At 48.0% G+C, this 15,147-nt stretch carries 14 protein-coding genes; 5 read left to right on the top strand and 9 right to left on the bottom strand.

The window, feature by feature from the left end; genetic code table 11:
- Position 1: 1 nt before the first annotated feature.
- From LBCZ_RS10105 to LBCZ_RS10070, 8 genes are all read right to left on the bottom strand, one after another.
- Positions 2 to 1,120: an alanine dehydrogenase gene (locus LBCZ_RS10105; RefSeq protein WP_025013021.1), complete on the bottom strand. Its 1,119-nt coding sequence runs from the start codon at positions 1,118 to 1,120 to the stop codon at positions 2 to 4.
- A gap of 608 nt (positions 1,121 to 1,728) precedes the next feature.
- A complete protein-coding gene (locus tag LBCZ_RS10100) occupies positions 1,729 to 2,376 on the bottom strand; it encodes an ABC-2 transporter permease (protein ID WP_025013020.1) in 648 nt (215 codons plus the stop codon).
- Complete coding sequence (locus LBCZ_RS10095) at positions 2,369 to 3,235, bottom strand: ABC transporter ATP-binding protein (protein WP_039639269.1); 867 nt, start codon at positions 3,233 to 3,235, stop codon at positions 2,369 to 2,371. The genes LBCZ_RS10100 and LBCZ_RS10095 overlap by 8 nt, the downstream gene beginning before the upstream one ends.
- Positions 3,225 to 3,617: a GntR family transcriptional regulator gene (locus LBCZ_RS10090; protein ID WP_025013019.1), complete on the bottom strand. Its 393-nt coding sequence runs from the start codon at positions 3,615 to 3,617 to the stop codon at positions 3,225 to 3,227. The genes LBCZ_RS10095 and LBCZ_RS10090 overlap by 11 nt, the downstream gene beginning before the upstream one ends.
- 13 nt (positions 3,618 to 3,630) lie before the next feature.
- Positions 3,631 to 4,902, bottom strand: coding sequence for an ABC transporter permease (locus LBCZ_RS10085; protein ID WP_025013018.1), 1,272 nt, complete (start codon positions 4,900 to 4,902; stop codon positions 3,631 to 3,633).
- 3 nt (positions 4,903 to 4,905) lie between these two features.
- On the bottom strand, positions 4,906 to 5,793 hold the full coding sequence (locus tag LBCZ_RS10080; RefSeq protein WP_025013017.1) for an ABC transporter ATP-binding protein: 888 nt from the start codon (positions 5,791 to 5,793) through the stop codon (positions 4,906 to 4,908).
- Positions 5,794 to 5,983: 190 nt separating this feature from the next.
- The gene (locus tag LBCZ_RS10075; RefSeq protein ID WP_010491844.1) at positions 5,984 to 7,189 is read right to left on the bottom strand and encodes an acetate kinase; all 1,206 of its coding nucleotides are present in this window, start codon (positions 7,187 to 7,189) and stop codon (positions 5,984 to 5,986) included.
- A gap of 338 nt (positions 7,190 to 7,527) precedes the next feature.
- Positions 7,528 to 8,496, bottom strand: coding sequence for a polyprenyl synthetase family protein (locus tag LBCZ_RS10070; protein ID WP_010491841.1), 969 nt, complete (start codon positions 8,494 to 8,496; stop codon positions 7,528 to 7,530).
- Positions 8,497 to 8,574: 78 nt separating this feature from the next.
- On the opposite strand from LBCZ_RS10070, the gene LBCZ_RS10065 reads away from it, so the two are divergent.
- The 5 genes from LBCZ_RS10065 (at position 8,575) to LBCZ_RS10045 (ending at position 14,161) form a co-directional block, all read left to right on the top strand.
- Positions 8,575 to 9,489, top strand: coding sequence for a 1,4-dihydroxy-2-naphthoate polyprenyltransferase (locus tag LBCZ_RS10065; protein ID WP_010491839.1), 915 nt, complete (start codon positions 8,575 to 8,577; stop codon positions 9,487 to 9,489).
- Positions 9,490 to 9,521: 32 nt separating this feature from the next.
- On the top strand, positions 9,522 to 10,592 hold the full coding sequence (locus LBCZ_RS10060; RefSeq protein ID WP_010491836.1) for a metallophosphoesterase family protein: 1,071 nt from the start codon (positions 9,522 to 9,524) through the stop codon (positions 10,590 to 10,592).
- A 792-nt stretch (positions 10,593 to 11,384) separates the two neighbouring features.
- Positions 11,385 to 13,289, top strand: a complete 1,905-nt coding sequence (asnB, locus tag LBCZ_RS10055; protein ID WP_010491826.1) for an asparagine synthase (glutamine-hydrolyzing) — start codon at positions 11,385 to 11,387, stop codon at positions 13,287 to 13,289.
- A 141-nt stretch (positions 13,290 to 13,430) separates the two neighbouring features.
- Positions 13,431 to 13,613 (top strand): hypothetical protein, encoded by a 183-nt coding sequence (locus LBCZ_RS10050; protein ID WP_010491824.1) that lies wholly within the window; start codon positions 13,431 to 13,433, stop codon positions 13,611 to 13,613.
- A 146-nt stretch (positions 13,614 to 13,759) separates the two neighbouring features.
- Positions 13,760 to 14,161, top strand: a complete 402-nt coding sequence (locus LBCZ_RS10045) for a pyridoxamine 5'-phosphate oxidase family protein (RefSeq protein ID WP_029345580.1) — start codon at positions 13,760 to 13,762, stop codon at positions 14,159 to 14,161.
- A gap of 125 nt (positions 14,162 to 14,286) precedes the next feature.
- On the opposite strand, the gene LBCZ_RS10040 is transcribed toward LBCZ_RS10045, so the two are convergent.
- Positions 14,287 to 14,991, bottom strand: a complete 705-nt coding sequence (locus LBCZ_RS10040; RefSeq protein WP_025013016.1) for a TIGR00266 family protein — start codon at positions 14,989 to 14,991, stop codon at positions 14,287 to 14,289.
- Positions 14,992 to 15,147 lie beyond the last annotated feature (156 nt).

The raw sequence follows: 15,147 nt of genomic DNA, 5'->3' as shown, positions 1-15,147 counted from the left end.
CCTAATTTCTGACCAGTACTTCTGTCAACGGTGTGAAAGGCTGCGACAACGAGTTGGCAAGACTCTGATTCGTGATCTTGCCATGGTAAAGATTGACGCCGGATGCCAAGGCAGGATCTGCCATAATTGCCTGGTCAATACCCTGAGTCGCAATCGCCAATAGGTAAGGGATGTTCCCACTTGCCAGCGCCAGCGTTGCAGTTCGTGGCACCGCACCGGGCTGATTCGGAACAGCGTAATGGATGACGCCGTATTTGGTAAACACTGGTGCTTCAATCGTTGTCGGCGCATCAATAGTTTCAACCGTGCCACCCTGATCGATGGCAACGTCAACCAAGACGCTACCCGGTTTCATGGACTGAACCATTGCCGTTGTCACAAGCTTGGGTGGTTTAGCGCCCGGAATCAAAATCGTCGAAATGAACACATCGGCCGTTTTAATCGCAGCGGCAAGGGTTTCTGGGGTGGAGGCCAATACAGTCAGGTCTTGACCCGCAAACTTTTGCTCAAGCCATGTGCGCCGCTCTGGCTTTAATTCGATAATGGTGACGTGGCAACCCATGGCCAACGCTAGGGTAGCCGCATTGAACGCTGCCGTGCCGCCGCCAAAAATCACGACAGTACCAGCTGCTACTTCTGGCGTGCCCGGTAGCAAAATACCTTCGCCGCCATGTTGTGCTTCAAGATAATAGGCCCCCATGATCACTGAACGTCGCCCGGCAATCGCACTCATCGGCTTTAGCAAAACCAATTCACCGTTTTTGACAATCGTCTCGCCGCCAATCACCGTGACGCCAGCAGCTTGCATGGCGTGCACGGTTTCCGGCGCAGATGCTAAGTGCTGAAAACCCCAAATCACCTGACTGGACTTGAAATACTGATACTCTTCAGCATCCGGTTCTTTTACCTTAACCACCAAGTCGGCATCCCAGCTGGCCGCATGGCTGACTAACTTACCGCCAGCGACTTCATAATCCGCATCCGCAAATCCGGCCCCGATCCCCGCAGCATGTTCAACCCAAACCTCTGCACCGGCCGCAGTCAATTTCTTCACATTGGCAGGCGTCACGGCAACACGGCCTTCGCCAGCCTTTTGTTCCTTAACAACCCCAACACGCATGTTGATCCTTCCTTTCTCTTACACCCATATGTTAAGTACTTCACAGATGCCAAAACAACAGCTATGTGACAATTCTCACAAAACAAATGGTAGCGCTTACGAATTTCCGCGGAGAATCTCATGGATCACTTAATTGGGATTTTGAGAAGTGCTCATAAAAGAACAGGAAATAAGGGTAATGTTTGCTAAATGCAGTGTTGATATTAAGCAGAAAAGTAAGAGACCTTGATGATTGATAACTTTAATTGATATTGAAGTAATTTAAAGTGAGGCAAGGGTGGCAAAATGAGACAGCAATATGATGACATTTAAAACGGAAAGAAGACGGAAATATGAAATTCCAACACATTGTGATTTTTTGAATAAATGAAAACAACGATCACGTGCCGATTTTATTTTCAATCTTGAAAAGACACTTGTTTGCAAATGTTGAACCATTCTCATAATGTTCTTTTGACTCGTTTTTAGGTTTTATAAGTGCACATCTACAAAGCCCCGTTTAAAATGCCGCGTGAATGCAAGCATCAAAAAAGTACCGGTGTCTCCACTGAAATCGGAGATCTCGGTACTTTTGGAAAAGGCGGCAGTTTGTCAATAATATTGAGACATTAAAATTCTCTTTTGTCGTACAGCACAGTGCTTATCCACCAAGAGAATGCAAACAGAAGTATTAGAACAACGGCCATTAACCCAAGCCATGGGCGCATCGAAGTTAAGGTGAGGTTCAGGCTTCTTTCCAGGAAAATGACGATGACCAAAATTAATGTGACAGGCAAATAGGCGGCGAGTGGTGCTCGTTGGTAACCTAAGAAGATCATGATCGGGAATGATAACATTATTTGAAACAAGACGAGACCGGTCCCGAAAAGTAGTATCCCCCAAAAGGATTGAGCGTCGCGAACAGGATTGAATCGAGCTATGGTGCCAACGCCGATGATTAACATGGCTATTCCATCAATCAGAATGGTAACGATTAAGCCAAAGAGATAATGACTTGCGACAATCGTATGGCGCTGAATAGGCAGCATTGCATATAACTTTTCCAAGCCACTGCGGTCAGTGCTGATAAATGGCAAGATCAAAATACCAATGCTGGCGCCAATAATGCCTCCAGCTAGTGGCGTGGACAAGTCACCGTTTAAAAAAACCAGTCCCAATGTGATGACTAGGGCGAGCATTGACCCCCACCGATATCGACTGTTACCTGCAAACAACGAGCTCAAATCCAAGCTGACAAGTTTAACAAGATCATGCATGCGGCCGACCTCCTTTACCAAAAGCAATCATCAAGGACTCCAAGTCAACTGGTTCCTGAACGATGCTGGCTGGCAAAGTAGCTATCTGATCGGTAGGCCAGATACCAGCAAAACCAACCGCGCTGCGTTGAAGGCCGATAATATTGGCTTGAATGACCGGTGTTAAGTCATTAGGCCCGCCTTTAATCATGACATACCGGTCGAGTAGTTCGTCTAGTGAACCGGTAAAGGTGACTTTACCCGCTAATAAGTAGGTGACATAATCCGCTACTTTCGCAAGCTCAAGGACATCGTGAGTTGAGATCAGAACACTTCGTTGCCCATCACTAATGAAATCCTGCAAAATGCCGATTAATTCATCGCGAGCAATCGGATCCAGGCCCGAAGTCGGCTCATCCAGAATCAGTAAGCGAGGATGATGAGCGAAGGCTGCTGCTAATTGGAGTTTGATTTTGGCACCCGTGGATAAATCACGATATTTGGGTTTGGTAGGAATCGCAAAATCTTGGAGGAGTTCCTTAAACTTGTCTGGGTCCCAACTGGGAAAGAAAGGACCGACGTAACGACTCACGGTTTCTGCGCGCCATGAATCAGGATAAACCGGACCGTCTAAAACGATCCCGATTTGATCCCGAACGGATTCCCGGCCTTGCGGTGTTGTCTGACCAAGTAATTCAATCTGGCCGGTATCCGGACGAATCATATCCAGAATGGCTTTGATGGTCGTTGTTTTCCCCGCACCATTGGGACCGATGAACCCCATGATATAACCGGCAGGAAGCTGAAAGCTAACATCGGCCAGCTGAAATTCTGCATATTGTTTGTTCAGATTTGTGACGGTAAGTAAATCAGCGCCCATGATCGTTCTCCTCCGCTTGTAATAAGGTATCCAGCATGGTGTGTAGCTCGCTGGGGGCAATATGCGCCATGTTGGCAGTATCAATTGCCTGATTGAGTGAAGCTTCAATATCTCGTAGGGCATTTTCCCGAACCAGCGCACTGTCTTGGCCTAATACATAAGCACCTTTTCCTTGGACATTGGTGATAAAGCCGGCTGCCTCAAGTTCGTGATAAGCCCGCGTGGTGGTGATGACGCTGATACGCAAATCCCGTGCAAGGCTGCGAATGGATGGCAATTGCTCATTGACTTTTAACTGACCAGAAAGGATCGCGGCTTTAACCTGATCTTCGATTTGCTCATAGATCGGTTTGCCCGATTGATTTGAGATGACGATCCGCATGGCTGACCTCGTTTCATGACTTGATCGGATTATTTTTGCGGGCGGTCCGTTGCAATTGCAGCGAGCGCTTGAACGCTTTTAAAATGCCGCCATCTGAATAGCTTAACACATTCGTCTGATAAAGCTTGACCGTCAGCCAGGTGAAGATGATTAAAAAGATCAGATTAATGCCGAATGCCGACCATGCAGCGAGCGCACTGACTTGACCCGCGCCAAGGCGTACCGGCATCATCATGGTAGAAAGAAACGGGACGTAGCTGGCGATATTAAGGATAGGCGAGGTGCCGGAACTAACAATTAAGGCACCGAAGTAACCAACCATACCAAGCATCACAATTGGCGTTGTTGCTTGGCCAATCTGTTCCTGATTTGCGACCAGTGAACCGGTGAGTGCAGCTAAGACGGTATACGTCAGCGTGCCTACAAAGAAGAAGGCAAGACTGAAAATCAGCATGTTCGGGGTAATACTACTTAGGTTCATTTGACTGATCAGTGAAGACAGCGGGTTTGAAGGTAACTGGCGCAAGATGACCATGCTGGCGAGTCCCACCACTGCGTAAATTGCGATTTGCGTTGCCATTAACGCCAAGATTCCCAGTAACTTACCGAAAAATTGCGCTTGCGGCGTAATGGCCGTTAAAATCGACTCTTCAATTCGCGAGCCTTTTTCAGTGCCGATTTCCTGGGCCATCATGGAAGCGTAGCTAATCACGAACGTATAAATCAAGAGACCGACAATAAATCCGGCTGCCGAGCCTGATGCCTGGCTCTTGGCGGAGCGGGTCACCAACTTGCCGTTATCAACTGTGACATTGTTGGTGGTGAACTTCGGTGTGGCAAAAAGCTGCTGCAGCTGGGCAGGTGCTAGGTTCAGCTGCGTTGCGACTTCCTTGGTGTTTGCCTGGGCAAGGATCGTTTGCAACTGGTTACGATCAATACTTTCCCCGTCCGTCCGTTTCATTAGGCTAGCTTCCAAGGTCGGATGGTTGGTGATGGTTAACACCCCGTCAAGTTTTTCAGCGGCTAAGGCACTTTTGGCTGCGCTGGGGGTCTTGTAACTGATGTATTTTTGATCGTCATTGCTGTTGGCTTTAAAAGTCTGTGTCAGCGCAGGACTGGACGTTACCACGCCGATACGGGTCGTTTGGTTGGTTTGGTTCATAAGCCAGAAAACGCCGCCAAAAACTGCTGCCAGAACTAACGGACCAAGAACGATCCAGAGCCAGGTTTTACTTTTGAGATTTTTGAAGAAAACTTGACGGAAAATAACATCCATTTTTTTCATGGCTTAGGCCTCGACTTTCATGCGGAAAATTTCGTCTAGAGAAGGTGCTTGTTGGCTAAACTCGGGAATGTAACCTTGATGGGTTGCAGCGGCGAAAATATCGCGGCCAACCTGCGGATCATTGAGCTTCACCAAGAAGCCGCGCGATTGCGGGGTGACAGACACAACGCCCGGGAATGCTTGGAGTTCTTGCTGCGTCAGAGGCGACTGGATGTGTAGTCGGGTTTGGCCAAATTGTTCGCGAATGGCGTCAAGTTTGCCGGATAAGACGACTTCACCATTTTTTAACATGACTAGTTGATCCGAAATGGCCTCAACATTGCCCATATCATGACTTGAATAAATAATGGCACTCCCGGCATCCCGCAACCGCCGAATCCCGGCTTCGAGTAAGCTAGCGTTCACGGGGTCCAATCCTGAGAATGGTTCGTCCAAAATGATGAACTTCGGCATGTGAATCATGGCAGCAATGAGTTGGACCTTTTGCTGGTTACCTTTGGACAGGTCTTTAATGAGATCGCTTGATTTACCCTTGACCTGAAACTGATCTAGCCATTGATCGAGGTTAGCCATTGCTTCGGCACGCTTCATACCGTGCAGTTCGGCGAAGAAGCTAATCTGATCAGCCACTGTCATTTTCGGATAAAGCCCGCGTTCCTCAGGGAGATAGCCGATCATTTCCCTGTTGAGTTGCGTCAGAGGCCGATCTTGCCAGGTCACCGTGCCGCTATCTGGCTGCAATAAATTTAGCAGCATTCGAAAAGTGGTCGTTTTGCCGGCTCCGTTTTGACCGATCAGACCCAGGATTTCCCCTGGGCGAACGGACAGTGAAACGTTGCGAACGGCTGTTGTTTTGCCAAAATGTTTGGTTAAGTTCGTGACAGTGAGCATGGCGCGCATCTCCTTTAATGTGTCTATACTGTATATGTATGATATGCACAGTATAGGCAGTGGGGTGATAAAATGCAAGCTCTTATTAGTTTTGATACAAAAATATCCCCAAAAGCTGAGACTCAACTTTTGGGGACAGGTTTATTTAGGCGAAAATCATTGACACTTGGTTAGCGGAGGCCGTGAATCACTATTCAGCCTGCTGTGCCGCATGCGATAGTGACATAACATCACGGACAATCATCAGTTCTTCATTAGTCGGAATGACCAGCGTTTTAACTCGGGCACCTGAAGCAGTGATGTCGCCGGCCTGATGGCAAGTTTGCTCATTGCGTTGCAGGTCAATGCGGGCGCCAAGATAATCGAGTGATTGCATGACCCGAGCGCGAACGGCACTGCTGTGTTCGCCAATGCCGGCAGTGAAGACCAGCGTATCAACGCCGTCCATCAAAGCAGCATAAGCACCGACATATTTGACGATGCGATTGACAAAAATATCCAGTGCAAGTTTGGCGCGGGGATGTTGTGGTGCCGCTTCTTCAAGATCGCGCACGTCATGGCTGATGCCGGAAATACCACGCAGGCCAGATTGGGTATTCAGAATGTCAATCATTTGATCAACATCGGTAATGACCAATTTTTTCATCAGGTAGGCGATCAGCGAAACATCAACGTCGCCGGAGCGGGTGCCCATCGTGACGCCGGAGACCGGAGTGAAGCCCATTGACGTATCGATGGATTTTCCATTTTCAATGGCGGTAATGCTGGAACCGGCGCCAAGGTGCATGACAATCATGCGCATTGATTCAAGCGGCTTGCCAAGCATTTTGGCTGCATGGGCACTGACATAGCGAACACTGGTACCATGCGCGCCGTATTTGCGAACGCCGAATTTTTGATAGTATTCGTAAGGAATGCTGTAGAGATAATTAACGGGTTTCATGGTTTGATGGAAGGACGTGTCAAAAACGGCCACTTCAAGCGCCCAAGGCATCATGGTGCGGAAAATCTCGATGCAATCCGCTTCGACCGGGTTATGCAACGGCGCATAATCGCGCAAGGCCCGAATCTGTGCCAGCACCCGGTTATCAATCACAATTGGTGCGGAAAATAGTTCGCCACCAGCCACAACTCGGTGACCGATGCCGGTAATTTCATTAAGGTGATGCACGAGGCCAAGCAATTGAAGGTCGGCAAGGGTGTTTGCGACCGCTTCTCGGTAATTGTGGATAGGGGTCGTGCTTTCATATACTTGATCAGTGCCATACTTAATTTTAACAGTAGAGTTTCGTAAAATATCAGTCGCGCCTTCTGCAAGTTGGCGTTCACTTGGCATGTCAAACAGTTTCCATTTAAGGGATGAGCTGCCGGCATTGATAGAGAGGATTTTTACCATGTTTGATCACTCTTTCACGATTGCTATATCAGTATCATACCACTGAACGGGGGTTATGTTTGTGAAATATTATGCAAATTTGTTTTTTAGATACATCTTAGTTTCATATCACATGTTTAAAAAGACTAAATAATGAGCTGCAACCCATCCCAAAAGTGTCTCTCAACCTTGGCGGGTTACAGCTCATTTTCTGTTTTAATGGTCAATTTTTAAAATTGGCTAGGCATCAATGTTGGCATGGCCGATCCAAAAGTACAACGCAGCCGGCGAAGACTTAATGCTTTTTGAAAACTTGGATACGGTGTCCGGTGCTCGGCGAGATGTCGCTGCCGCAACCACTAATGACTCCGCTTCAACATTTGCTGGGTCAGTTTGACTAACGCCGATTTAGTGGCTGATGTCGGGAAAGGTGCCAGTGCCGCAACAGCACGATTGGTATAAGTAGCCGCCATTTGTTGGGCGTGCGGCAGGCCATGGGTGCGCACGATCGCGGCAATTTTCTCCGCATTGGCCGCAATGTGGGCGGCATCTTGGGTTAGCGGCGCCAGTTGATCCGGAACGATCTGGTAGGCATAGATTAATGGCAGCGTGACGATACCATTATGTAGGTCTTCAAGAGCCGGTTTGTTGAGCGTTGAGCTTGTCTGCGTGTAATCCAACAAGTCGTCGATCATCTGAAAAGCCATGCCGAGTTGTCGGCCAAAGCGATAGGCGGCCTTTTTTTGCTCTAGCGACAGATGGCCGATGACGGCGCCTGTGTAAGTTGATAACGCAAATAAGGCAGCAGTTTTGCCCGCAATGGCACTGAGGTAAGCATCAATGGTAGGAATCAACGGGGCGCTTGGCCCATTTTGATCCACTTCGCCCATGAAAATGCGCTTCATAATGCGGGCATTGGCGCCAAGGTCGACAACTTCCGGATTTTGTTCGCTGAGCAGTTGAAAATAAATGGCAAACAAAAAGTCGCCGGCATAGATGGCTTCGCGATTGCCGGATTCAGCTGAGACAGTTGCCATGCCCCGGCGAATATCGGCATGGTCCAAAACATCGTCATGGACAAGCGTGGCCAGATGCAGTGCCTCGATCGCCGCGCCAGCCGTCACAAGATCACCGTTGTCAGGTTGGCCGAAACGCGCTAGCATAAGCATTAGCCCGCTGCGCAACATTTTGCCGCCAGCGTTGATTTGTTGCTGAATGAGGGTATGTACTTGCGGCTCGCGCAAAACGGCGACCTGCTCCAGTCGTTGTTGGATTTGTTCGAGTTGGTGATAGACCGTGGGGAATCGGTGCCACAGGGGATGAATCATGCATTTTCTCTCTTTCCTTAAAGACATATTTACTCTACTGTACCTGATTCTTAAAAGTCAATTATTGGAGGTTGGGTTATGTCATTATCTGTATTTCTTGAGTTGGTTGAGATTAAGGCGAAAACGGCATCGGTGTTCCCGTTTCTTTTAGGGACGTTGTATGCCTGGTATCACTATCATACGTTACATATTCCAGAGTTGCTGGTCTTCTTTGTTGCGATGCTTTTATTCAACATGTCAGTCGATGCCAACGACAATTATCAGGATTATCGGCGAGCGGAGCGGACAGAAGCGTTGCATTTTCGCGAAAAGACCAACATCATTGGGGTGCATCATTTAAATCCTAGCATGATTGGCTGGATGGTGGTTGCCATGATGGCTACCAGTGCCGTTCTGGGTTTGTGGATGGTTAGTCGTACCGGGTGGCCGCTACTGGTGATGGGGTTGTTTAGCTTTGCGGTTGGTTACGGCTATGCTGGTGGGCCGCGGCCGATTTCGGCGACACCTTATGGCGAGTTTTTCTCCGGATTTACGATGGGTTTTGTGATTTTTCTGATCGCGGTTTATGTCAATGTCTTTAATGTTGCAGATTTTTCATGGTCTTTGGTTTTGTCGGTTTATCTGGCCAGCGGTTTGGCGCAGTGTGCGATTTCGGCACTGCTACTGGCGAATAATATTGCGGATCGGGAAGAAGACGAGACGCTCAAACGCCGAACGATCGTGCATTACCTCGGCCTCGACCGCAGTATCATTTTCTTCTATGGTTTGTACACGGTGGGTTTCCTGATGCTCATTGCGTCGGTACTGCTTGGTCTATTGCCAGAGCTGACGTTGCTCACCTTGATAACCATCCCATTTGTCATTAAAAATGCGCGGGGCTTTGCTGCTAATCCAGTGAAAAAACTGACCTTCCCCAATGCGATCAAGAATTTATTTGTAACGACCTTGGCCCAAGTCATCTTCCTGGCATTAGGTGTCTTTTTAAATATTTGAAGCTCACACTCGGTTCTTGAGGGGAGGCCGTCATGAGTATCACGATTCGTCCATTTGTTAAAAAAGATCTCGGTCGCTTTATTAACGCTGTAGCACCACTATTGCCGGCATCAGCGGTAAATTTTGCTTTGATCACGGATACGCACGATAAGGCTAAGTTTGCAACCACTTATTATGGGCCAACCGGTTATTGGCACGTACGCGAGCAGGGGTGGCTGAGTACCCAGTTGCCGCTTGCACTGCGGGTTCACTTAGGCGATTTGGTTGATGGGTCGGAATCGCCGTGGCTGACAAAATTGCGGCTGCGCAATATCATGGCCGATTATCGCCGCGGCCAGGTGCCGTTTCTGGTCACCAAAGGCAATCACGATGACAATGACAAGTTTGCCGAAAAGCAGCCGGGTCATCGTGGCAGCTTTTTGCCGGATGTGGCGCAGCAGCTGATTTTTGCTGCCGATGCGACTCAGCGCCAGGTTGCGGTTTCGCGTGAAGGTTTGCTTGTACAAGACTTTCCCGGACTGCGCATCATCGTTTTAAATACGGCAGATGTGCCTTTACATGACGGTCGTAAAATCTATGACGTTAAAAAGACATTGGCTGTCTCATTTGCGCAGTTGCGTGATTTTGTCTTAGCGCTAAAAGGTACCCAAAGCCGTGACGTCTTGATCATGAGCCACGCGCCGGCCATGAAGCAAAATGGGCAGCCTGCCCTGAAGTTCAACGGCCGCGCGGTGCACGAGTTGCTGCGGGCGTTCAATTTACATGCCAGTGGCTTGCTGAACACAGGCAAAACGCCTGAGTTCGGCGGGCAATTACGGTTTGATTTTACCCAAACAACTGGGAAAATCATTGCTTATCTGGCGGGGCATTACCATCTTGAAGCCGATTATCAAGTGAATGGTATTCATTATAGCTTGCAGAATACCAGTGCCTTGATGGGACGGCATCATGGGCTCACCACTAAATTCAATCGCCGTTACGACCGGCGCTTCGGGATGCCGAGTGAATATGCCGGGTATGTTGTCAGCGTTGATGGTCAGCGGCGGCTTTTGAGTCTTTATGGCTATGGGGCAGCGACTCGTGTCCGGCGGTTTGTTTACTAAATCTTTAGAAAATTTTGCCGAAAAATCTGGCCATTTCGGTTGTCAAGATAACGCTTACATGTTATACTGTATTTGAAGTTAAGGAAGAACCAAAGGTCGATGCAGGAACCGAGAATCACGATCCTTTGTCTAGCAGCACAAAGACGAACCGGCTCGAAAGTGTGTGTCGCAAAGCACGAGAAAAGCGAATAGAGCACTGGTGCAGTAAGTATCTGCGCCACTTATCGTAAGATTCATGTTCCACAAGATCCAAAGATGAACACACATGGAGGTATGAGGCTTATAAACAGATTCAGTAATCCAAGCGGGACAATGAGCTTCCCATAGATGTTCAATCGGGTGTGTCGTAGGACCACCAAACAACGCCAAGTTATCTGGCAACATCATTTCAATACTCGTCGTTCCGTACAAGTGAATAAGTTTTTTGTAGAGGTGTCGCAGTATTAGATTTATTGAAGAGGGTTTTACAATTAGCACCAGTAAATGTAACAAAACTGCTGCATCGGTCAAATCCTTAACTTAGGAGATCCAGGTTCACCTGTAGGAATCTGGGTCTCTATTTTTTTGCCTTTTTCTTAATTTTCAGAAATGACCAGAGACATTGCCTGAAAGATCTGAATTTTACTTGCGACCGCGGTTGCGAGACAGTGGCTGTCTATATGTCCCGATTAAGTCGGCCTGACAACGTCGTACAGGCTCCTTTTTACCGGCGCGCTTCAATTGACTTGCGCCGCCAAATCTTTATACTGAAACAAGTAATGATGGTCATTCACGTGAAAAGGGGTTAACTGTATGTGCGGAATCATCGCGTTTGCGGACAAGACAATTTTGAACAAAAAGCCAGTTATTAATGGCATGATGGATATGATCAAGCACCGGGGACCGAATTCCAGCGGTGAATATATCAATGATGATGTCGCTTTAGGGTTCCGCCGGTTGTCCATCATTGATTTAAAGGGTGGCTCACAACCGATTTTAAACGAAGATGGCACGGTTGCTATTATCTTCAATGGTGAAATCTATAACTTCCAAAGCATTCGCAAAGACTTGATCGCTGCCGGACATGTATTTAAGACCCACAGTGACACTGAAGTTCTACTCCATGGCTATGAAGAATATGGCATGGAAGAATTACTCAAGAAGATTCGCGGCATGTTTGCCTTCCTGATTTGGGATGACAATAAAAAAGAAATGTTCGGTGCTCGCGACTTCTTTGGTATCAAGCCAATGTATTACTATCACGATGGCGATACGTTTATCGTTGGCAGTGAAATCAAGGCATTTTTGAAGCACCCCAAGTTTAAAAAGCAATTAAACAAAGAAGCACTGAAGCCGTATTTGACCTTCCAATATTCCGCCTTGGATGAGACGTTCTTCAAGGGCGTCTATCGCATTCCGGAGGGCCATTACTTCACGTTGAAGGATAACAAGCTCACGATCAAGAAGTACTGGGATATGGACTTTAAGGCCAACCATCTCAGTTTCGACGAGACCGTGGCTGCGATTGACAAGAGCGTCTCCGAATCCGTTGAAGCCCACCGGATTTCTGATGTTGAAGTCGGGTCCTTGCTTTCTTCCGGGGTTGACTCTTCGTATATCACGGCACTGTTGCGGCCGGAGCATACTTTCTCGATTGGTTTTGACAACAAGAAATATCACGAAGGAACGGCAGCCAAGGAGCTGAGCGACAAACTTGGCTTAGACAACACCAGCGATATCGTGACCGAAAAAGAAGCGCTCGACAACTTCCCACTCATCCAATATCATCTGGACGAGCCGGATTCCAACCCATCCTGCGTGCCGCTCTATTTCCTGACTCGGATGGCGCATAAAGACGTCACTGTTATCCTGTCTGGTGAAGGTGCCGACGAACTGTTTGCTGGTTACGCCAACTATGGGTTCCACACCCGTAGCCATGCAATCCGCGTGTTTGCGGATGGTTTACGGAAGTTGCCGCGTGGCGTGAAGTACCGAATCGCCCATGGCTTGAAGAAAATGCCTAACTTCCATGGTCGCCTGCATTTGTATGAATCCACGGCTCCGGCAGAAGAATTCTTCATTGGTGAAGCACTCGTGTTCCATGAAGGTCAAGCCGACAAAATTCTGCAGCCTGAATTCCGGCAAAGTAAGAGCGTACGCGACATTGTCACCGAATCCTACAAGAAGGTTCGCCACTACGACGATGAAGTGAAAAAGATGCAGTACCTCGATATCCATCAGTTCATGCCTAAAGATATTCTGTTGAAGGCTGACAAGCTCTCGATGGCAAACTCGATGGAATTGCGGGTACCGTTCTTGGATAAAGAAGTCGCCAAAGTCGCTGCGGGTATCCCAACCAAGTATCTGATCAACTCCCATAACTCCAAATACGCCCTGCGCGAGGCGGCCAACCGCCACTTGCCAGAAGAATGGGCTAGCCGTGAAAAGCTCGGCTTCCCGGTTCCGGTTAAACAATGGCTTGAAGACGAACCATTCTACAAAGAAGTGCGCAAAACCTTTGAACAGGATTGGGTCAAGGAATTCTTCAATCAGGATGCGATTCTGGACATTCTCGACAAGACGTATCGCAAAGAACGGGATGATCGGCGGAAAGTCTGGACCATTTACACCTTCTTGGTTTGGTACAAAGTTTACTTTATCGACACCGAGATTCCGCATTACATTGCCGATTCGAATAAAGATAAGATTGAAGCTTAGTCCGGTTTAATGAATAATAAGCACAAGGCAACTCGCAGCATCATGCTGTGGATGCCTTGTGCTTATTTTTTCAGGGGTGTTTAGGTAACTTCTAAAATTCTATAAAAAGCGTTGTTCAATACAGGTGAACGGAGGGAAGACATGAAATATTGGCTGAGTTTCATCTTAACGTTTGGCGTTGCAATGTTACTGGCCTTTATTACTTCTATCTGGCTGAGAGGCCCATTCAGATGGTGGGTCTTTGTTGCTGGCGCGTTTGGAAGTCTGATAGCCGATTACTGGTTCGGACAACGGAAGAAAAAGCATAAACATTCCGCGGATTGAATCAAACTCCTTACTAGAAGTTTGAGTGAACGTTATATTCAACTGTATTCCGCTCTATGAACATGACATCCCATCGAGACACAATAATTGCCTGAAACCTTTCACGGCCTTAAAATGGTTTTACTGAAATGAATAGGGGATGTGTCATAGTGGCAAAATTGAATCAAGCAATGAAAGACATGATTGCTGGTGAGTTGTCCTATATTTCAACCGTTGATGCTGATGGCAACCCGGATGTTGGGCCTAAGATCTCAATGCGGGTGTTGGACGACGAGCACCTTATTTACAACGAAATGACAGGTGGTCAGACCCAAGCCAACATTAACGACAATGGGAAAGCGATTGTCGCTGTTGCTAATGCCAAGGCTTTGAAAGGCTTCCGCTTTGGCGGCACTGCCAAGCTCTATACGGACGGTCCTTACTATGATCAAGCAGCAAAGTGGGCTGAAGGCAAGTTCCCAGTGCCCAAAGGAGCCGGCGTGATTACCATTGATAAGATCTGGACATTGGATCCCGGTCCTAAGGCAGGCAAGCTTTTTGAAGGATAAGCGATTGGTTCTATCATGAAATAGGGAACATTCACAATCACAAATAAGACGACTGACATTTCCAGTCATTGCAGCACAGGAAATGTCAGTCGTCTTTTTGTTTTTTTAAAACGATTGATCACACATTAGTCACTCTTAGTCGGGATAAATGGCTCGATCAGGTTAGCCAAAGCTTGAATGTTCCGCGTCTGGATGTAAACCGTTCCTGTTCCGGTGAAGCGGTTGACCAAGCCTTCGCCGGTTGTGAAGCCGATGACGCCGCTGGCCGGCTGAATGTGGTAATCCAGCTGACTATCCCACGCAACCACATGGCTATTGTCAACAACGTATTCGTGGCTTCCATCGAGTTGGATCGGAATGATATCACCATACGCCGAAACTAGCATGGTGCCTGTGCCGGCGGTTTCCATAATGAAGAAACCGCCAGTGCCGCCGAACAAAGCGCCGCCAACCTTTTGACTGGCCATGTGATAGCTGGCCGAGCTGTCCATGGCCAGAAAAGCACCAGTATTCAGACGGTATTGGTGGCTGTCATCAAGCGTTAATTCCTTAATCACCCCTGGATTGCCGGGTGCAATGGCCAATTCGGCATTCGGGGCGGTGCCAGTAGCGGTGGTGATGAAAAAGCTTTCGCCGCTTGTCACCGATCGACCAATCGCGCTCATGAGACCGCCGAGACCTTTCTTGCCGTTGCTGTTCATATGGCCACTCAGCTCGACTAATCCGTTGTGATAAATCATGGAGCCTGATTCGATCTGGATTGTTTCATCCTGTTCCATGGCAATATCCACAACCGGGAAAGTGTTGTTGGCCGTGATGGTATATTTCATTGATGAAAACTCCCTTCTTGATTAATCTAATTGTAGCGTATTCAGCCATTGAAATGCGGCATTTTTCCTCGGAAAAGGTTAGGAGGGCTTGACCCTGACGCTACGTCATCGGCTATTTTTATGCTGAACCGCAAGCAAATCGCATTGATGATCAGT

The organism is Lacticaseibacillus casei DSM 20011 = JCM 1134 = ATCC 393 (genome assembly GCF_000829055.1).
Lineage (GTDB): Bacteria > Bacillota > Bacilli > Lactobacillales > Lactobacillaceae > Lacticaseibacillus > Lacticaseibacillus casei.
Note: the sequence above shows the minus strand (reverse complement) of the source record. Positions and strands in the feature narration are given on the sequence as shown.